The 19,094-nt window shown below is 64.7% G+C and carries 17 protein-coding genes; 5 read left to right on the forward strand and 12 right to left on the reverse strand.

The window, feature by feature from the left end; genetic code table 11:
- Positions 1-246 precede the first annotated feature (246 nt).
- The 3 genes from IEV87_RS09480 to IEV87_RS09490 all read right to left on the reverse strand — a co-directional run bounded on the left by IEV87_RS09480 (position 247) and on the right by IEV87_RS09490 (position 3,329).
- Positions 247-1,332 (reverse strand): ABC transporter ATP-binding protein, encoded by a 1,086-nt coding sequence (locus IEV87_RS09480; RefSeq protein ID WP_188477418.1) that lies wholly within the window; start codon positions 1,330-1,332, stop codon positions 247-249.
- A 91-nt stretch (positions 1,333-1,423) separates the two neighbouring features.
- A complete protein-coding gene (locus tag IEV87_RS09485; RefSeq protein WP_188477419.1) occupies positions 1,424-2,539 on the reverse strand; it encodes a hypothetical protein in 1,116 nt (371 codons plus the stop codon).
- A gap of 10 nt (positions 2,540-2,549) precedes the next feature.
- On the reverse strand, positions 2,550-3,329 hold the full coding sequence (locus tag IEV87_RS09490; protein ID WP_188477420.1) for an SDR family oxidoreductase: 780 nt from the start codon (positions 3,327-3,329) through the stop codon (positions 2,550-2,552).
- A 184-nt stretch (positions 3,330-3,513) separates the two neighbouring features.
- Here IEV87_RS09490 and IEV87_RS09495 point away from each other — a divergent pair, with 184 nt between their 5' ends.
- The 5 genes from IEV87_RS09495 (at position 3,514) to IEV87_RS09515 (ending at position 9,378) form a co-directional block, all read left to right on the forward strand.
- Positions 3,514-4,539: a Hint domain-containing protein gene (locus IEV87_RS09495; RefSeq protein ID WP_188477421.1), complete on the forward strand. Its 1,026-nt coding sequence runs from the start codon at positions 3,514-3,516 to the stop codon at positions 4,537-4,539.
- Between the two features lie 64 nt (positions 4,540-4,603).
- Complete coding sequence (locus tag IEV87_RS09500; RefSeq protein ID WP_188477423.1) at positions 4,604-5,026, forward strand: hypothetical protein; 423 nt, start codon at positions 4,604-4,606, stop codon at positions 5,024-5,026.
- A gap of 40 nt (positions 5,027-5,066) precedes the next feature.
- Entirely contained in the window at positions 5,067-6,674 is a 1,608-nt protein-coding gene (locus IEV87_RS09505; RefSeq protein ID WP_188477425.1) for a peptide chain release factor 3, read from the forward strand.
- A 170-nt stretch (positions 6,675-6,844) separates the two neighbouring features.
- Positions 6,845-7,786 carry a glycosyltransferase family 2 protein gene (locus IEV87_RS09510; protein WP_188477427.1) on the forward strand — a complete coding sequence of 314 codons (942 nt, stop codon included), beginning with the start codon at positions 6,845-6,847 and terminating at the stop codon, positions 7,784-7,786.
- Positions 7,787-7,932: 146 nt separating this feature from the next.
- Positions 7,933-9,378: a DEAD/DEAH box helicase gene (locus tag IEV87_RS09515; RefSeq protein ID WP_188477428.1), complete on the forward strand. Its 1,446-nt coding sequence runs from the start codon at positions 7,933-7,935 to the stop codon at positions 9,376-9,378.
- An 87-nt stretch (positions 9,379-9,465) separates the two neighbouring features.
- Here the strand turns inward: IEV87_RS09515 and IEV87_RS09520 are convergent, their stop codons facing one another.
- From IEV87_RS09520 to IEV87_RS09560, 9 genes are all read right to left on the reverse strand, one after another.
- The gene (locus tag IEV87_RS09520; protein WP_188477430.1) at positions 9,466-11,136 is read right to left on the reverse strand and encodes a ribonuclease J; all 1,671 of its coding nucleotides are present in this window, start codon (positions 11,134-11,136) and stop codon (positions 9,466-9,468) included.
- Positions 11,133-11,912 carry a type III pantothenate kinase gene (locus tag IEV87_RS09525; protein ID WP_188477432.1) on the reverse strand — a complete coding sequence of 260 codons (780 nt, stop codon included), beginning with the start codon at positions 11,910-11,912 and terminating at the stop codon, positions 11,133-11,135. The genes IEV87_RS09520 and IEV87_RS09525 overlap by 4 nt, the downstream gene beginning before the upstream one ends.
- Positions 11,913-11,930: 18 nt before the next feature.
- Positions 11,931-12,695 (reverse strand): biotin--[acetyl-CoA-carboxylase] ligase, encoded by a 765-nt coding sequence (locus IEV87_RS09530; RefSeq protein ID WP_188477434.1) that lies wholly within the window; start codon positions 12,693-12,695, stop codon positions 11,931-11,933.
- A gap of 3 nt (positions 12,696-12,698) precedes the next feature.
- On the reverse strand, positions 12,699-14,135 hold the full coding sequence (gene nuoN, locus IEV87_RS09535; RefSeq protein ID WP_188477436.1) for an NADH-quinone oxidoreductase subunit NuoN: 1,437 nt from the start codon (positions 14,133-14,135) through the stop codon (positions 12,699-12,701).
- 12 nt (positions 14,136-14,147) lie between these two features.
- Positions 14,148-15,701: an NADH-quinone oxidoreductase subunit M gene (locus IEV87_RS09540; RefSeq protein ID WP_188477438.1), complete on the reverse strand. Its 1,554-nt coding sequence runs from the start codon at positions 15,699-15,701 to the stop codon at positions 14,148-14,150.
- Positions 15,701-17,884 (reverse strand): NADH-quinone oxidoreductase subunit L, encoded by a 2,184-nt coding sequence (gene nuoL, locus IEV87_RS09545; RefSeq protein ID WP_188477440.1) that lies wholly within the window; start codon positions 17,882-17,884, stop codon positions 15,701-15,703. The genes IEV87_RS09540 and nuoL overlap by 1 nt, the downstream gene beginning before the upstream one ends.
- Before the next feature lie 4 nt (positions 17,885-17,888).
- Positions 17,889-18,464, reverse strand: a complete 576-nt coding sequence (locus IEV87_RS09550; protein WP_188477442.1) for a hypothetical protein — start codon at positions 18,462-18,464, stop codon at positions 17,889-17,891.
- A 32-nt stretch (positions 18,465-18,496) separates the two neighbouring features.
- Entirely contained in the window at positions 18,497-18,802 is a 306-nt protein-coding gene (gene nuoK, locus IEV87_RS09555; RefSeq protein WP_188477444.1) for an NADH-quinone oxidoreductase subunit NuoK, read from the reverse strand.
- Positions 18,803-18,893: 91 nt separating this feature from the next.
- On the reverse strand, positions 18,894-19,088 hold the full coding sequence (locus IEV87_RS09560; protein WP_188477446.1) for a hypothetical protein: 195 nt from the start codon (positions 19,086-19,088) through the stop codon (positions 18,894-18,896).
- Between the last annotated feature and the right edge of the window lie 6 nt (positions 19,089-19,094).

Below are 19,094 nucleotides of genomic sequence, written 5' to 3' on the forward strand. Positions count from 1 at the left end.
CCCGGCTCGAAAGTCCAGACGTATCTAATGGGTCGGGGCCGGAAGGGGAAGGTGCAATCCTTGGATTGTGAGAGAAATTGCCTGTGCGGGAGGAGTCAGCGGCGAAGCGTCGCGGGCGCGGAGACGCCCTCGGTTCGGCGGGGTGTCATCCTCGGACCAGATCCGAGGATCTCCCCGGCCAGAGCTCCTCGGATCTGGTCCGTGGGTGGCGGACAGCCGGGTGACGACTTGGGATCAGCCTATCCTCTACCCCGCCGCCGGAAAGACAAAGCATCTGTCGCGCCGGATCGTCAGCCAGAGCGGCTTGCCCGGTTTCGGCAGGAAAACATTCGGCACCGTCGCCTTGATAAGCGATCCGTCGTGGTCCATCCGGAACTCCACAAGGCTTTCGTTGCCCATGAAGCGCGCACGCACCACGACGCCGCGCGCCGGAGTGCCGTCCTGCACCGTGGCGAGGGGGCCCGAGCCGTTGCGGTCGAAGTCGATCTTCAGATGCTGCGGGCGTATCACGATGTCCACCGCCTGCCCGTCCGCGACACCGGGAGCGAGGAACTGGCCGAAGGGCGTTTCAGTCAGCGCCCCCTGAACGGTTCCGCGTATCACGTTGACATCGCTGAAGAAGGCGACGGCTTCGCGGTCCACCGGGGCATTGTAGATGTTGTAGGGCGCGCCCTGCTGCACGATCTTGCCGTCCCGCATCAGGGCGATGTCGTCGGCCATGCGCATGGCCTCGTCGGGTTCATGGGTCACCAGCAGGACGGCGGTGCCTGAATCCTTGAGCACCGCCAGAGTGGTGTCGCGAATTTCGTCCCGCAGGCGGTTGTCGAGGCCGGAGAAGGGTTCGTCCATCAGCATGATGCGCGGACCCGGTGCCAGGGCCCGGGCCAGGGCGACGCGCTGCTGTTCCCCGCCCGACAACTCATGCGGCCAGGCGTCGATGAAGCGGCGCAGGTTGACACGGTCGAGCATGGTTTCCACCCGCGCCCTCCGCTCCGCCGCCGGGCCGGTCAGTCCGAAGGCGACGTTGTCGGCGACCGACAGGTGCGGAAACAAAGCGAAGTCCTGGAACATCAGACCGATACGGCGGTGTTCGGCGGGGACATGGGTGTGGCTGTCACAGATCACGGCACCGTCGACGAGGATCTCTCCGGCGTCCTGGTTTTCGACCCCGGCAATCATGCGCAGCGTCGTGGATTTGCCACAGCCGGAGGGGCCGAGAAGGCAGGTCACCTGCCCCGGCAGGATCGACAGCGACACGTGATCCACCACCGCGCGGCCCTCGAACCGGCGCGTCAGGTTGCGGATTTCCAGCCTTGGGGTCTGCCCGGTCACGCTCTGCCTTCCTCCCCGAGGGAAACGCTCGGGTTTCGACAGGAGTTATCCCCGGGACGCGCCGGACGCAACCGCGCCGGCGATCAGCAGGTCAGGCGATCAGGTCAAAGGCCGCCTCGGCCCGGATTTCTCCGTTGACCTGAACCAATAGGCGATGCGGGCCGGGATGCAGGCGGAAGGTCGTCGCGTCGCCCTTCAGCGGGTGTCGCTTGGACAGGCGGAGCGGCTTGCCCGGCGGGATTTCGGCCTGCTTCAGCTTGAACACCTTGCGCCCGGGGCGGCCCGACGGGCGGTGGAATTCGATGATGTAGTCGACCAGAACGGGCTGCGCGCCCTCGGCGCGAAGGTCGAGGTCGAAGGTCAGCGCGTCACCAACCGCGACCTTCGCGGCGGCCAGCGTGACATCGACCGCCACCCCTTTGCCGGAGCCGTACCCGAGCAGGGCCAGCGCCTGCGGATCGCCCGCCTTGACGAGGCCGCGGAGGGCATGGCGCGTCATCCAGTCCAGTTCCGCCGGGTCCTGTGCCCCGCCCTGCCACGCCCGAAGGCGGTCAAGCACCGTCGCGGCGTCCTTCTTGGCGATGTCGTTGAGGTGGTTGGCGACGGAGCGGGTGACAAACCGCGTCGGATCGGCGTGCAGGCGGTCCAGCAGCGGCATCGCACGCCCCGGATCGGTGGCGATGCCGACACCCCAGGGCAGCTTGGGCCGCGTGCCTTCGCTGACCAGACGGCGGACGTGATAGCTGGGGTGCCCGGCCCAGTCCGACAGGCGGTCATAGGTCTCGTCCGGCCAGCGGTTCAGGAAATGGCGGATCGCGTATTCCATCGAAAACCGCTGCGTTACCGCCTCGATCAGGTCCAGTGCGCGGTCACGGTGAGCCTCCAGTCCGGCGATCACGGCATAGTCGCCAAGCGGGCAAAAGATGAAGTCGCCGAAATCGTCGTCCCTGAGGGCCGGGTCGAGCGGAGGCGGCAGGGCGGCCTCGATCAGGTCGGCGGCGGCCGGGAAATCGTCGGGCAATGCAGGGCCCAGGCAGTCCGCGATCCAGGCGATGCGCTGCTTCAGCTCGAGTTCGGGGAAGCGGGACAGCACGCGGGATTCAAACCCGGGATCGAAATCCGGATCGGCCGCACGAAAGAGGCCGGCGAGGTAGCCGACCTTTTCCGCGTTAAACAACTGGTCCTTGAGCGAATAGCCCTGTGCCATCGGCCCCGTCTCAGGTGGTGGAGTTGAACGCCCCGCCGTCCAGCAGGATGTTCTGACCGACCATGAACCCGGCATGTGTCGAACACATGAAAGCACAGGTCGCGCCAAATTCCGAGGCAAGCCCGATGCGCCCCGTGGGGTTGGCACCGTCGCGGGCCTTGGTCGCCTGTTCCACCGTGATGCCCTCGCGCTTGGCGGCGGCTTCTGCCAGCGAAACGGCGCGGTCGGTGTCGTGCAGCCCCGGGAGCAGGTTGTTGATCGTCACGCCGTGCTTTGCCACCTGCCGGGCGGTGCCCGCGACATAGCCGGTCAGCCCGGCGCGTGCCGAATTCGACAGGCCAAGCTGCGCGATCGGAGAGCGGACGGAGGCGGAAGTGATATTGACCACCCGGCCCCAGCCCTTTTCGATCATTCCCGGAAGAAGCGCTTTCATCAGCGCGATCGGGGTCAGCATGTTGGCGTCGAGCGCCTTAATGAAATCCTCGCGCTCCCAGTCCGTCCAGAAACCCGGGGGCGGGCCGCCCGCGTTGTTGACAAGAATATCCACCGTTCCGGCGGCGTCGAGCACCTTCGCGCGCCCCTCCTCCGTCGTGATGTCGGCGTCCACGGCGGTCACGTTGACGTTATGGCGGCTGCGGATGTCCTCTGCCGTCTTTTCCAGCGCCTCCGCCCCGCGGGCGTTCAGCACAAGGTCAACGCCGGCCTCGGCCAGCGCCATCGCGCAGCCCCTGCCCAGCCCCTTCGACGACGCGCAGACCACTGCGCGCTTGCCTGCGATACCCAGGTCCATGTACTCTCCCTTCCGGGCCGGGGGGCCCGTTATCTGTCTGTTTGCAATCGGATGTTATCCTGATTGCCTGTGAACACCGCAACAATGACGGCAAATGACCCGGTACCCGCCCGGATGCCGCCACAATCGACGCCTAGACCTCTTTGTGCCGGAGCCATCCGGCGGAGGAAAGGTGCAAAGAGTCATGATATCCGCCATCGCCAAGCCTGCAGCCTCGATCCCGGTGTTCCGCGCCAGGGATCTGACCTGCGTGCACGGCGCGAACGAAGGCGATGAACTGACCTTTGCGGACGAACTGATGCTCGACGATACCTACTGGTTCGCGGACCACGCACGCCAGACCCGGCTCGGGCTGGAAAGCGCGGATAACGGCGACATCTCCATCGGTGAGGACACCGGCGCGGGAACCCCCGGCGCCTCCGTCCACCTCGATTCCTGCCTGACCTTCATGTCGCCCGACGGCACCACCACCGAGATTCTCGTGTTGGTAGAGGTCGACATGTTCGGCGACGCGGCCAATGTCTACGCCCTGCCGCTGGCCCCGCTTGTCGCGCGCACCGACTACACGCTGGTCGGGGTCGATACGGAAACCGCCTCGCGCAAGTTCGCCGAGGTCGCCTGCGTGTCCTTCACCCGCGGCACCCGTATCACGCTGGCCTCGGGGGCACAGAAGACAATCGAATCGCTGAAGGTTGGCGACCGCGTCCTGACCCGCGACAACGGGGTACAGGCGGTGCGCTGGATCGGTCATTCCACCGTGCGCGCCGTCGGGGACTTCGCCCCGATCGTGATCCGCGCCGGCGCTTTGAACAACGACCGCGACCTTGTCGTCAGCCCCGACCACCGGCTGTTCATCTACCAGCGCGAGGACGCCATCGGCGCAGGCCGACGCGAGGTTCTGGTCAAGGCCCGTCATCTGGTAAACGGTGGCTCCGTCGTGCAGCAGGACGGCGGGTTCGTAGAATACTTCCAGCTGCTCTTTGACGGGCATGAAATCATCTATGCCGAAGGAATCGCAGCGGAAACCCTGCTGGTCGACACCCGGACCCGCGCCGCGCTGCCGCCCGAACTCGACGAGGTACTGGCGCGCGCCCTGCCCGGCCACTCCGACCGCGCGCACCTGAACTACGAGGTGCAGCAGACCCTGCTCGACAAGCCCGACGCGGCCGATCTGCTGCGCGCCGCCTCCGGCCGCCCCGGTACGCGCTAGAGGCGCGCCGATTGACGGCTCCGGCCGGCCGTGCCTAACCTCCGGCAGTTCCGGAGGTTCGCGAATGTTCCGTTCCATCTGTCTGCTCTCGCTGCTCGCCCCGCCCGCGCTGGCGGAGGTCATCGTACGTACAGACGCCCCCGCGCCGGTGACCGCCGTGCTTCAGGCGCAGGCCGACGCCAATGGCGAAAGCTTCGAGGGGGCCTATGGCTGGGAACTCGACCTTGAAGGGGACGGTACGACGGAATGGCTGGTGCAGGGCATCTATCCGTTCACCGGCGGCAACTCCTTCTACGTGCGCACCTATCTCTTCGACGGCGCGGACACCGGATTTGGTGCGCATCAGGACATCGGCATGGACCGGTCGCTGAAACGGGTGGAGCGGGAGGGGCGGATGATATCCCTCGTCATCTACGAAATGCTGGCCAACGACGCCCGCTGCTGTCCGAGCGGGGAGAGCGTGCGCCTGCTGGAGATCGGCAACTAGCCCGGCTTGCCGTTTCTTGCCGGGCTGTTATATCCGCGCCATGCTGGACACGCCCACCAACCGCCCCGACCTGCCGCCGGAAATCGCCCGGCGCCGTACCTTCGCGATCATCTCGCATCCCGATGCGGGCAAGACGACGCTGACGGAAAAGTTCCTGCTGTTCGGCGGCGCGATCCAGATGGCCGGACAGGTGCGCGCCAAGGGCGAGGCGCGACGCACGCGGTCCGACTTCATGCAGATGGAGAAGGACCGGGGCATTTCCGTCTCCGCCTCTGCAATGTCCTTCGATTACAAGACGTTCCGGTTCAATCTTGTCGATACGCCCGGCCACTCGGATTTCTCCGAGGACACGTACCGGACCCTCACCGCCGTCGACGCCGCCGTGATGGTGATCGACGGGGCCAAGGGGGTGGAGAGCCAGACCCGGAAACTGTTCGAAGTCTGCCGCCTGCGCGACCTGCCGATCCTGACATTCTGCAACAAGATGGACCGGGAAAGTCGGGATACTTTCGACATTATTGACGAAATACAGGAAAACCTTGCGATCGACGTGACTCCGGCCTCCTGGCCAATCGGTGTCGGGTCGGATTTCATTGGCTGCTACGACATCCTGCGCGACCGGCTGGAGCTGATGGACCGGAAGGACCGCAACCGTGTGTCCGAAACGGTAGAGATCAATGGCCTGGACGATCCGAAGCTGGCGGAGCACGTTCCAGCCGCGCTGCTCGACAAGCTGCGTGAGGAGCTGGAGATGGCGAAGGAGCTGCTGCCCACGCTCGACCCGCAGGCGGTACTCGAAGGGCATATGACGCCGATCTGGTTCGGCTCTGCCATCAACTCCTTCGGGGTCAAGGAACTGATGGAGGGTATCTCGAAATACGGGCCCGAGCCGCAGGTGCAGTCGGCCGAACCGCGGCAGATCTCTCCGGAAGAAACCAAGGTTTCCGGCTTTGTTTTCAAGGTACAAGCCAACATGGACCCGAAACACCGGGACCGCGTGGCATTCGTCCGCCTCGCCTCCGGACACTTTGAGCGCGGGATGAAATTGACGCATGTGCGCAGCAAGAAGCCCATGGCGATTTCCAACCCCGTGCTGTTCCTCGCCGCCGACCGTGAACTGGCCGAGGAAGCCTGGGCCGGTGACATCATCGGCATCCCGAACCACGGCCAGCTGCGCATCGGCGACACGCTGACGGAGGGCGAGGCGCTGCGCGTGACCGGCATTCCGTCCTTCGCGCCTGAGCTGCTGCAATCGGTGCGTGCGGGGGACCCGATGAAGGCGAAGCACCTCGAGAAAGCGCTGATGCAGTTCGCGGAGGAAGGCGCGGCCAAGGTCTTCAAGCCCTCCTTCGGCTCCGGCTTTATCGTCGGCGTCGTTGGTGCGCTGCAGTTCGAGGTTCTCGGCAGCCGGATCGAGCTGGAATACGGCCTGCCGGTGCGGTTCGAGACGTCGCAGTTTACCTCTGCGAGATGGGTAAAGGGAGAGCGGCAAGCTGTTGATAAGTTTGTGAATGCAAACAAACAGCATATCGCCACCGATCATGACGGCGACGTCGTTTACCTGACGCGTCTGCAATGGGACATCGACCGCGTCGAAAGAGATTACCCGGACGTGAAGCTGACCGCGACCAAGGAAATGATGGTCTGACGGGGCTGCGGCTCTCTTGCCAGACCTGCGTGATGCGGCCAGTCTGCGGGGATGGTTCATATCGTAACGTCAAATTCCTACCTGCCCGGGAAACCTGTGGATAACAATAGGTACCGTCCGGGAGTCAGGGGCTTGGAACTTGACGTTGACGTCAGGGGACTGTGCCTCGCATGACGACCTGGGGGATTGTCAGCACGATCAAGGCGCCCCTGCGCGCAGTGCTCGACTTTGCCGCGTGGCACCTCGAACTCGGCGCGCATCGCCTTTACCTGCATCTCGACGAACCGGATGACGCGACCTTTGCGGTGCTCAAGTCCCATCCCCGGATCCGCCCTGTGGTCACGGACGACGCCTATTGGATCAAATCCGGCCGCCCCCGTCCCCGCAAGCACCAGCCGCGCCAGACCTACAACGCCTCTCTCACCTATGCGAAGCGGGCGGATGTCGATTGGTTGGGGCATCTGGATGCCGATGAATTCCTTGTGCTTTCCGGTCGTCTTTCCGACCATCTTGCGGTGCTGCCAAGCGGTTGCCACGTCGCGCGCATCCGCCCGATGGAGGCGCTGGCCGACGCGAAGGGTCCCCTTTTGCCGTTCAAGACGCTGGTGCTGAATCGGGCGGAGCGGCGCAGACTCGCGCAAGAGGTCTGGCCGACCTATGGCCCCTATCTCAACGGCGGATTCCTGAGCCATGTGGCGGGGAAGATATTCGTTCGCACCGGCCTGCGGGACGCCGACTTCCGGATACACAATTTCTACACCGGAGGTGTGGAGAACCCGGGGGCGGAGGAACTCGACACGGTTAACCTCGCGCATCTGCACGCAAAGTCCTGGGAACAATGGCTCGCAAGCTACCGATATCGCCACGAAAACGGGTCCTACCGTGCGGAGCTGAAACCGGAGCGGCCGCGCGACAAGGGCGGATTAACGCTTAACGAGCTGTTCGCCACGATCGAGGCGGAGGGGGGCGAAACGGCGCTGATGACGTTCTTCGATGAGGTCTGTGCAGCAACACCCGATCACCTTTCGCGCCTGTCTCGCGCGGAGCTGCTGCGCGAGGTTTCCCTGCCGCTCGATGCCGTAAGGGAAAAACACTTTCCCGGATTTGTCTGACACTTAAGCCGTTACAGATTTGACGAAACAGGATTTTTCCGTTATCTCCGCGTCAGTTGGGCCAGTCTGATCACTCTCAGTGCCATCCGGGCAACCGGCCCTCCCTGCTGCGCGGGCCAAGACGTGTCCGCAACTGACGGATACGCATGACAAAATTTACCGATCTGAACCTGGACCCGAAGGTCCTGAAAGCCATTTCCGAGGCCGGCTACGAATCGCCCACGCCGATCCAGGCCGGGGCGATCCCCCCCGCGCTGGAGGGCCGCGACGTCCTGGGCATCGCCCAGACCGGCACCGGCAAGACGGCGAGTTTCACGCTGCCGATGATCACGCTGCTGGCCAAGGGCCGGGCGCGGGCACGGATGCCACGGAGCCTCGTGCTCTGCCCGACGCGGGAACTGGCGGCACAAGTTGCCGAGAACTTCGACACTTACACGAAGCACTTGAAGCTTACCAAAGCGTTGCTGATTGGTGGGGTGTCGTTCAAGGAACAGGACCAACTCATCGACCGTGGGGTCGACGTCCTGATCGCGACGCCGGGTCGCCTGCTTGACCATTTCGAACGGGGCAAGCTTCTGCTGACCGGCGTGCAGATCATGGTGGTGGACGAAGCCGACCGCATGCTGGACATGGGCTTTATCCCTGATATCGAACGCATTTTCTCTCTCACCCCGTTTACGCGCCAGACGCTGTTCTTTTCGGCCACCATGGCGCCGGAGATCGAGCGGATTACCAATACCTTCCTTTCCGCCCCTGCCCGCATCGAAGTGGCACGGCAGGCGACGACCTCCGAGACGATCGAGCAGGGCGTGGTCATGTTCAAGGGCTCCCGCAAGGATCGCGAGGGGACGGAGAAGCGTAAACTGCTGCGCGATCTGATCGAGGCAGAGGGCGCCGACTGCCGCAACGCGATCATCTTCTGCAACCGCAAGACCGATGTGGACGTGACCGCGACCTCGCTGAAGAAATACGGCTATGACGCCGCGCCGATCCATGGGGATCTTGACCAGTCGCAACGGATGAAGACGCTCGAGGGCTTTCGTGACGGCACACTGCGTTTCCTCGTCGCGTCAGACGTGGCGGCGCGCGGGCTCGATATTCCGAACGTGAGCCACGTGTTCAACTTCGACGTGCCATCCCATGCCGAGGACTATGTGCACCGGATCGGCCGCACCGGGCGGGCCGGACGCAAGGGCAAGACGATCATGATCTGCGTGCCCCGCGACGAGAAGAACCTCGCCGATATCGAGGCGCTGGTCGAAAAGGCGATCCCCCGGATGGATCTGCCTGACGGTTACGGCGCTTCTCCGGAAGCCGCTGAAACAGCGGAGGAAAAGCCGGCGCGTTCCCGTAGCCGGTCGCGGAGCCGGTCGCGCGGGGAGGAACGGAAGACGGAAGAGACCGTCGCCGAACCCGAAGTCGCAGCAGAATCCCCGGTGGAAGAGGAACGCCCCGCACGCCGGGAGCGGAATCAGGACCGTGAGCGGGACAACCGCCGCCGCGATCGCAAAGACGACAACAAGGTCGTGGGCATGGGCGATCACATGCCCAGCTTCATCGCGCTGAGCTTCGAGGAACGCCGCGCGGGCTGAAACGCGTCAGTTAAGGATGATAACGCCCCGGAGTCCGGGGCGTTTTTCTTTTGGCAGGACTGGTGATCGAGAAATAAATCTTGGGGTTCAGGTCAGCCGGCTGACCACCACCGTGACCTCGGGCTTCTTGCCGATCTCGTCCTGCGCAGACTGACGGACGACACGGCGCAGGGCCTCTTCGATCTTCTCGTCGTCAGACAGCGTCTTCTGTCCCGCGCGGTTCAGGAACTGGCTCAGGTCTTCCTCCAGCACCTCCTGGAGCGCGGCACGGGAGCGTCCGACCTCGGGCAGGCCCATGATGTCGCACCACGGGTCTCCGAGCGGTTCGTCCTCTTCGTCCAGCACGACGGTCACGGTGACATGGCCGTTCAGGGCCATCCGGATGCGGTCGCGGACGATGCCGTCCAACGCACCGATCTGCACCGATCCGTCGAGGTAAGTCCTTCCGGTTTCGACATATTCCACGACTTCCGGCGCATTGCCCGACAGCGAAACCATGGTTCCGTTGACTGCCAGCACGCCCCTGCGCCGCTTTTCTTCGGCCAGCTTGGTGTGCTCACGCAGGTGGCGGTGTTCGCCGTGCATCGGAACGACGATCTGCGGGTTCACGATGTCATGCATCCGCTCGAGGTCCGGGCGGTTGGCGTGACCCGAAACGTGGTAGAGGCCATCGTTGTCGTCCACCACGTCCACGCCCATCTCGGAGAAGGAGTTGATGATGTGGATCACGCCCTTCTCGTTGCCCGGGATCGTCTTGGAGGAGAAGAGGAAGGTGTCCCCCTCCTTCATCGACAGCCCCATATGCTTGCCCCGCGCCAATTGGGCGGAGGCCGCGCGGCGTTCGCCCTGGCTGCCGGTCACGATCAGCATGAGGTTTTCACGCGGAATGTCCTTGGCGTCCTCGGGCGGGACGACGGGCGGGAAACTGGAGAGCACGCCGGTCTTGATCGACGCCTCGATCATCCGACGCATGGCCCGACCAAGCAGGACGATGGAGCGCCCCGCCGCCTCGCCCGCATCGGCGAGGGTCTTCACGCGTGCGACGTTCGACGCAAAGGTCGTAGCCACGAACATGCCGGAGGACTGGTTTACCAGGCGCGTGATCTCGGGCCCGACGACGGCCTCGGACCGGCCGGGGTGTTTCGAGAAGACGTTGGTGGAATCGCAGACCAGCGCGCGCACACCGGGGGCGGCGACCTCGCGCCAGAGGTCTTCGTCAAACGCCTCGCCGACCAGCGGGGTGGCGTCGAGCTTGAAGTCGCCGGTGTGGATCACCCGGCCTTCGGGGCTGTCGATGACCAGTGCGGAACTTTCCGGAATCGAATGGGAAATCGGCAGAAAGCCTACGCGGAACGGTCCGGCCATGACCTGTTCGGTCCAGGGCGAGACGACCGTGACCGCGCTGTCTCCGACCCCGTATTCCGCCAGCTTGCCGCGTGCGATATTGGCGGTGAACGCGCGGGCATAGACCTTGGGCATCCCGAGCCGTTCGTAGAGGTGACCGATCGCGCCGACGTGGTCCTCGTGGGCGTGAGTGATGAAGACCGCTTCCAGCTGTTCTTTCCGCTCCTCCAGCCAGGAGATGTCGGCGAAGATCAGGTCGACGCCGGGCGTCGTGTCCATGTCCGGAAAGGCGACACCGATGTCGACGAGGATCAGCCTCTCCTCCCCTGGCTTCCCATATCCGTAGACATAGGCGTTCATGCCGATTTCCCCGGCACCGCCGAGGGGGAGATAGATCAGCCGGTCTGTGGTCATACGTTGCCCTGCTCTCGGTTGTAATCGTAAATGATCCTGAGCCCGTGGATTGTCAGGAATTCATCAAATTCATCGTAGAGCGTATCGCCCTGCGCGAAGAGCGGTGCAAGGCCTCCGGTCGAAATAACCTTCATCGGGCGGTCATATTCGCCTTTGATCCGCGCGGTGATTTCCCGGACCAGCCCGACATAGCCCCAGAAGACCCCGGCCTGCATGCAGGCGACGGTGTTGGTGCCGATGACCTTCTGCGGCTTGGTCACGTCGACATGGGGCAGTGCGGCGGCGGCCTCGTGCAGGGCCTGGAGCGACAGGTTCACGCCGGGCGCGATGACCCCGCCGACATAGGCGCCGTCATCGGCCACCACGTCGAAGGTGGTGGCGGTGCCGAAGTCGACCACGATCAGGTTACCGCCGTAGCGGTCGAAGCCGCCGACTGCGTTGACCAGCCGGTCGGGGCCGACAACGGTGCCTTCGTCCACGCGAGGGGCGCGGGGCAGCAGGCATTCGGGCTTGCCGACAACCAGCGGGCGGCAGTTGAAATACCGGTCGGCCAGGACGCGCAGGTTGAAGACGACGCGCGGCACGGTGGTGGAGATGATGACCGCGTCGATGTCCAGCGGGATCCGGTGGTGCTCGAGCAGGGTGGAGAGCCAGACATAGTACTGGTCCGCGGTGCGCTGATGTTCGGTTGAGGTCCGCAGGGTGCAGAGGAACTTCTCTCCGTCATGGATGGAGAAGACGGTGTTGGTATTGCCGCAGTCGATGGCGAGGAGCATGTTGGCCTCCCTCAGGGGTCAGGTCTGGAAATAGATGTCGGCGGCGGCGATGGCCTGCCGGCCCTTGTCGGTGGTCAGGATCAACTGGCCGGTGTCGTCGAGCGTGTCGAAGGTGCCTGTCGTCTCGCTCGTCCCGGTGCGGGCGGTGATCGTCTGGCCAAGGTGCGCGGCGCGGTTCAGCCATTCGGTCCGGATCGGGGCGAAGCCGTAGGTGGTCAGTTGGGTTTCATATCGCGCGAAGGCGGGGGCGAGCAGGTCGAGGAAATCTTCGGGCGCCGGGCTGGCCCCGGCTTCGGTCAGGGCGACGGGGCGGAGGGCGCGCTCCTCTACTTCTCCGGGTGCGGGGGCGCTGGCGAGGTTCACGCCAATGCCGATGGAGGCGCCGGCCACCCTGCCCCCTATCTGGAGCGTTTCCAGCAGGATACCGGCCAGCTTGCCGCCGTTCAGCAGCACGTCGTTCGGCCACTTGAGGCTCAGCCCCTCCGTCCGGCCCGTGGCGGCCACCACCGCGTCATAGAGCGCGAGCGCAGTGGTGAAGCTGCGCAGGGCGATCCGGTCAGGGGTGTCGTCGGTCGGCAGGACCAGCGTCGCGGCGAAATTGCCCGGCGGCATGGACCACGCCCGGCCACGGCGGCCCCGCGCGGCGGTCTGGTGCAGGGCGAGGATCCAGAGCGGACGGGTGACACCCCCGGCGAAGCGGCGCTGCGCCTCGCTCAGGGTGCTGTCGGTTTCCGCCAGGATGATCTTGTCATGACCGGCGGGCCAGGACGGACCCGCGTCCATGGATCAGTTCACCAAAGACGCCGCTGCCGCCTGCGCCATGCCGTCCACGCCGAACAGGTTCACGATGCCCAGCACCATGACGGCGGCAGAGCCCATGAGCAGCGCCCAGAGCACCGGGGATTTGCCGGAGTCGACCTGCGCGCCCTCGGCCCCGAAGTACATGAAGAAGACGATGCGCAGGTAGTAATAGGCCCCGATGGCCGATGCGACGGCCGACAGCGCGACCAGCCAGACCAGCTCGGCGGCGACACCGGCCTGCCAGACGCCCAGTTTCGCGAAGAAGCCCAGCATCGGCGGCACCCCGGCGAGTGAGAAGAGCAGCACCAGCATCGCCAACGCGCGCGCCGGTTCGGCACGGGCGTAGAGGTTGAGCGAGGCGATGTCGGTCACCGGCTCTCCGTCTCGCTGCATCGAAAGGATGAAGGCGAAGGTGCCGACGTTCATCGTGACGTAGATGGCGAGGTAGGTCAGCATGGCCGACACGCCCTGTTCGGTGCCCGACGCGAGACCGATCAGCGCGTAGCCCATGTGCGCGATCGAGGAATAGGCCATCAGCCGCTTGATGTTGGTCTGGCCGATCGCCGCAATGGCGCCAAGGAACATCGACAGGACCGAGAGGAGCGCCACGATCTGCTGCCAGTCACCCGCGATGCCGCCGAATGCGTCGTACATCACGCGGGCAAACATCCCCATGGCCGCGACCTTGGGGGCGGTGGCGAAGAAGGCGGTGATCGGGGTCGGTGCGCCCTCATAGACGTCCGGGGTCCACATATGGAAGGGAACGGCCGAGACCTTGAACGCCAGGCCCGCGAGCATGAAGACGACGCCAAGCAGCAGGCCGAGCGGCGCCGGGCCCTCCCCGGAGGCCGCGATGATGCCGGAGAACAGCGTCGTGCCGGTGAAGCCGTAGACCAGCGACGCACCGTAGAGCAGCATGCCCGAGGACAGCGCACCCAGGACGAAGTACTTCAGCCCGGCCTCGGTGGAGCGCACGGAGTCGCGGCGCAGGGAGGCGACGACGTAGAGCGCGAGCGACTGGAGTTCGAGCCCCATGTAAAGCGTCATCAGGTCCCCGGCAGAGACCATGACCATCATGCCGACCGCCGACAGGGCGACCAGAACCGGGTATTCGAAGCGCAGGATGCCGCGCCGCTCCATGTACTCCTGCCCCATGACCAGCACGGCGGCGGCGGAGACCAGCAGCGTGACCTTGGCGAAGCGGGCGAAGGCGTCATCGACGAACATGCCGCCGAAGGCCGGGGTGGTCCCCTCTCCGGTCGAGGCGATCCATAGGGCGAGCAGTGCCATGACCGCCGCGGTGACCCAGGTCAGCATCGGGGCCAGCTTGTCCTTGCCGGTATAGACCGCGCCGACCAGCGCCAGCATGGCAAAGACGGACAGCAGGATTTCCGGGAGGATGGTGTTCAGATCGGCCGACATCGGCGGTCCCCCTTAGTGCGACGCGGCGGCGACCTGCGGATCGCCCAGGCGGTCCGCGGCGGCCAGCGCCGTATTGTGATCGGCGATCAGCGCCTCGACAGAGGGGCCGGTCACGTCGGTAACGAGGCTCGGGTAGACGCCGAGCAGCAGGGTCATGACGACGAGCGGGGCGAAGATCCACTTCTCGCGCGCGGTCATGTCGGTGATGGCCTTCAGGCTCTCCTTGATGAGATCGCCCATGACCACCCGCCGGTAGAGGTAGAGCGCATAGGCCGCCGACAGGATCACGCCCGAGGTCGCGACAAGCGCCACCCAGGTGTTGACCTGGAAGATGCCCATGAGCGTCAGGAATTCCCCGACAAACCCGGAGGTTCCCGGCAGGCCGACGTTCGCCATGGTGAAGAGCATGAACAGCATCGCATAGGCGGGCATCCGGTTCACGAGGCCGCCGTAGGCGTCGATCTCGCGCGTGTGCATCCGGTCGTAGATCACCCCGACGCAGAGGAAGAGCGCGCCAGAGATGAACCCGTGGGAGATCATCTGGAAGATCGCCCCGTCCACGCCCTGCTGGTTCATCGCGAAGATCCCCATGGTCACGTAGCCCATGTGGGCGACGGAGGAATAGGCGATCAGCTTCTTCATGTCCTCCTGCACCAGCGCGACGAGGGAGGTGTAGACGATGGCGATGGCCGACATCCACAGCACCAGCGGCGTCATCACGTCCGAGCCCACGGGGAACATCGGCAGAGAGAAACGCAGGAAGCCGTAGCCGCCCATCTTCAGCAGGATCGCCGCCAGCACCACGGACCCGGCAGTCGGGGCCTGAACGTGCGCGTCCGGCAACCAGGTGTGCACCGGCCACATCGGCATCTTCACCGCGAAGGAGGCGAAGAAGGCGATGAACATCAGCGTCTGCATCCCGCCGATGATCTGCACGCCGAGGATCGAGAAGGTCTCGGACGCGAAGTCATGCGCCATCAGGGTCGGGATGTCGGTGGTGCCCGCGTCGGCATACATGGCGACCATGGCCACCAGCATCAGGACGGAGCCGAGGAAGGTGTAGAGGAAGAACTTGAACGATGCGTAGATGCGGTTCGCGCCGCCCCAGATGCCGATGATGAGGAACATCGGGATCAGCCCGGCCTCGAAGAACAGGTAGAAGAGCACGAGGTCCAGCGCCATGAACACGCCGAGCATCAGCGTCTCGAGCAGCAGGAAGGCGATCATGTATTCCTTGACCCGCGTCTCCACGCCCCAGGACGCGGCGATGGTCAGCGGCATCATGAAGGTGGTCAGCAGCACGAAAAGGACAGAGACCCCGTCGACCCCCATCTTGTACTTCAGCCCCATGAGCCAGTCGCGTTCCTCGACGAACTGGAAGCCGGTGTTGCCGGAGTCGAAGCCCGTCAGGATGAACAGCGAGACGAGGAAGGTCAGCGTCGTCGCGATCAGCGCCACCCACTTTGCATTGCGCTGGCCTGCGGCGTCCTCCCCCCTCAGGAAGATGGCGAGGATCAGGGCCGCAATCGCCGGAAGGAAGGTGACGATCGAGAGAAGGTTGCTCATTATTCCGCCCCTCCGGTCATCGTCATCCAGGTGACGAGCACCGCGATGCCGATCACCATGGCAAATGCGTAGGTGAAGATGTAGCCGGACTGGGCCTTGCCCGCGAGCCGGGTGAAGAAGGGGATGATCCCCATGGCCAGCCCGTTGATGCCGCCGTCGATGGTGCCCTGATCGCCGCGTTTCCAGAGGTTGCGGCCGATCCAGAAGGCCGGGCGGACGAAGATGAAATCGTAGATCTCGTCAAAGTACCACTTGTTCAGGAGGAACAGGTACAACGGCCGGTTCGCCTCGGCCACGCGGGCGGGCATGGCGGGGTTGAGGATGTAGAACCAGAGCGCGGTGACGAAACCGATCAGCATCGCGACGAAGGGGGACACCTTGACCCAGGTCGGGGCATGGTGTGCCTCGTCCATCACGTGGTTTTCCGGGGCCATGAAGATCGCGCCCTGCGGGGCCATCCCGGTATGCGCGTCGCCGTGTGCCGTGGCCGTGCCATGAAAGGCCGCTGCGCCGGCATCGCTGCCGTGGCTGCCGTCGGTCACGGTATCCTCCATCAGCGCTTCGACCGCGCCGTGTCCATCGCCTTCGGCCGCCGCTTCGGTTGCCGCGACGACGCCTTCGCCGTGGTCGCCGTCCGCCGCCTCGTGGTGCGCCGGGATGCCGAAGAAGGCATTGACGCGGTTGTGGTCTCCGAAGAATGACCCGTACCAGATCATTCCGGCAAACACCGCTCCAAGTGCCAGCACGCCAAGCGGGATCAGCATGACGGGCGGGCTTTCATGGGCGTGGTCGTGGGTGTGCTTGTCGCCTCGCGCCTCCCCGTAGAAGGTCAGGAAGATCAGCCGCCAGGAGTAGAAGGAGGTGAACAGCGCCGCGATTACCAGCATCCAGAAGCCGTAGCCGCCCATGGTGCCGGCCCATGCGGATTCGATGATCGCGTCCTTGGACAGGAACCCGGCAAAGCCGATATGGGTCAGCGGGATGCCGACGCCGGTGATGGCCAGCGTGCCGATCATCATGGCCCAGAAGGTCATGGGGATCTTCTTCCGAAGGCCGCCGTAGTTCCGCATATCCTGTTCGTGGTGCATGGCGTGGATCACCGACCCGGCGCCGAGGAACAGCATCGCCTTGAAGAAGGCGTGCGTGAACAGGTGGAACATGGCCGCCGAATAGACCCCGACCCCGGCGGCGACGAACATGTAGCCAAGCTGGGAACAGGTGGAATAGGCGATCACGCGCTTGATGTCGTTCTGGACGAGACCGACGGTCGCCGCGAAGAAGGCGGTGGAGGCACCGATGAAGACGATGATGGACTTCGCATCCGGCGCATATTCGACCAGCGGGGACATGCGGCAGATCATGAAGACCCCCGCCGTCACCATGGTCGCCGCGTGGATCAGCGCCGACACAGGGGTCGGGCCTTCCATCGCGTCCGGAAGCCAGGTGTGCAGCAGCAGTTGCGCCGACTTGCCCATGGCCCCTATGAAAAGCAGCAGCACCAGGATCTCGGTCGCGTCGAAGGACCACGACAGGAACTGCAGGTTCATGCCCGCCAGCCGCGACGCATCTGCGAAGATGTCGTCCAGAATGATGCTGTCGGTCATGTAGTAGAGCCCGAAGATGCCGAGCGCGAAGCCGAAGTCGCCGACCCGGTTGACCACGAAGGCCTTCATGGCGGCGGCGTTGGCCGAGGGCTTGCGGTAGTAGAAGCCGATCAGCAGGTAGGAGGCGACGCCCACCCCTTCCCAGCCGAAGAACATCTGGACGAGGTTGTCCGAGGTCACCAGCATCAGCATGGCGAAAGTGAAGAACGACAGGTAGGCGAAGAAGCGGGCGCGGTAGCTCTCCTCTCCCTCCTTGAAGTTGTCGTCATGGGCCATGTAGCCGAAGCTGTAGAGGTGGACGAGCGCGGAGACCGTCGTGACCACGATCAGCATGGTCGAGGTCAGCCGGTCCAGCCGGATCCCCCAGGAGGTCGAGAGCGACCCGGATTCGATCCAGCGCAGCAGTTCGATGTGCTGTACGGTGTCCGGGGTGGTGAGGAATGTCACCCAGCTCAGGAAGCAGGACAGGAACAGCAGCCCGGTCGTGACCCACTGTGCCCCGCGGATTGAGATGAGACGCCAGCCGAAGCCCGCGATGATCGCGCCGAGCAGAGGTCCGAAGAGAATGATCTGGAGCATCGGTTCAGCCTTTCTTCACGGGTCGGCCCGTTGCATTGGTCTTGGCTCTTTCCGCGCCGGCGCTGTCAGGGTGGAACAGCGCGCAGCCGCAGAAGGGGTTGTAGCGGTTGCGTGACTTCATCTGCGCAATCCGTCCCGCGACATCCGTCGTCGTCTCGTAGCCATGGGAGGCCGCACGGGACTGCAGGCGGGGCACGGTGTCGGTCTTGCGCAGCTGCAGTTTGCCGCGCGGCGCATAGAGGTCCTTGATCTCGCGGTTGTTCGATCCGCCGAAGCTGACCGGCGGATTGCCCTCCGGCGCCTCGATCATCAGGGTTTCCGTCGTGTTGCAGTCGACGACCATCAGGGTCTGGTAGATGCCGCAGGCCTGGTAGACCGTGACGACCTGGCCGAGCAGCCCGTTGCCGATGGCCTGCGCACGCGACGCGGAAATCGTCTGGCCGGGAAATTCGTCCGCATCGGTAAAGCTGCAGTCGGCCGCGACCCGGATAGGGCCGTCCCGCCACTTCGGGTCGTACAGCGGGGCATCGCAGGCCTGCGCGGGCGCGGCCAATGCCGCCGCGGCCAGCATGGGGGCCATCAGGGGCGCATATGTCTGCGCGTGCCGCATCCTCAGCCCTTCATCACGTTGACGTCTTCGACCGCGATGGTGCCGCGGTTGCGGAAGAAGCAGACGAGGATGGCGAGACCGATCGCAGCCTCCGCGGCGGCGACGGTCAGCACGAAGAGGGTGAAGACCTGTCCCGCCAGATCCCCGAGGAAAGAGGAGAAAGCGACCAGGTTGATGTTCACCGCGAGAAGCATCAGCTCGATGCTCATCAGCAGGATGATGATGTTCTTCCGGTTCAGGAAAAGCCCGAAGATGCCGATGACGAAAAGCGTCGCCGCCACCGTCAGATAGTGTTCGATCCCGATCATCCCATGTCCCTCCGGGCGTTGCCCGTCTGTCTTCGTCTCGTCGGCCTTTGCGGCCTTGGTGTCCGTCGGCCGTGGCGGCCAATCGGTCTGTTCAGCCCAGGGGGCCCTTGCGTCGCAGCAGACCAATCCGGGTCAGCTGGTATTCCGTCCATCCGCGCGTGCGTTCCGGCAGCAGCGTCAGGATCTGCCGGATTGCCCAGGCCCCGGCGATGATCTTCACCACCCAGAAGGCGCCATAGGCAACCAGTCCGGCGGGCGAGAAGAGAAAGGCGAAAAAGTCGCTCATGCCCCG

Origin of the sequence: Primorskyibacter flagellatus (assembly GCF_014638275.1) — a bacterium.
Taxonomy (GTDB): Bacteria; Pseudomonadota; Alphaproteobacteria; order Rhodobacterales; family Rhodobacteraceae; genus Pseudooceanicola; species Pseudooceanicola flagellatus_A.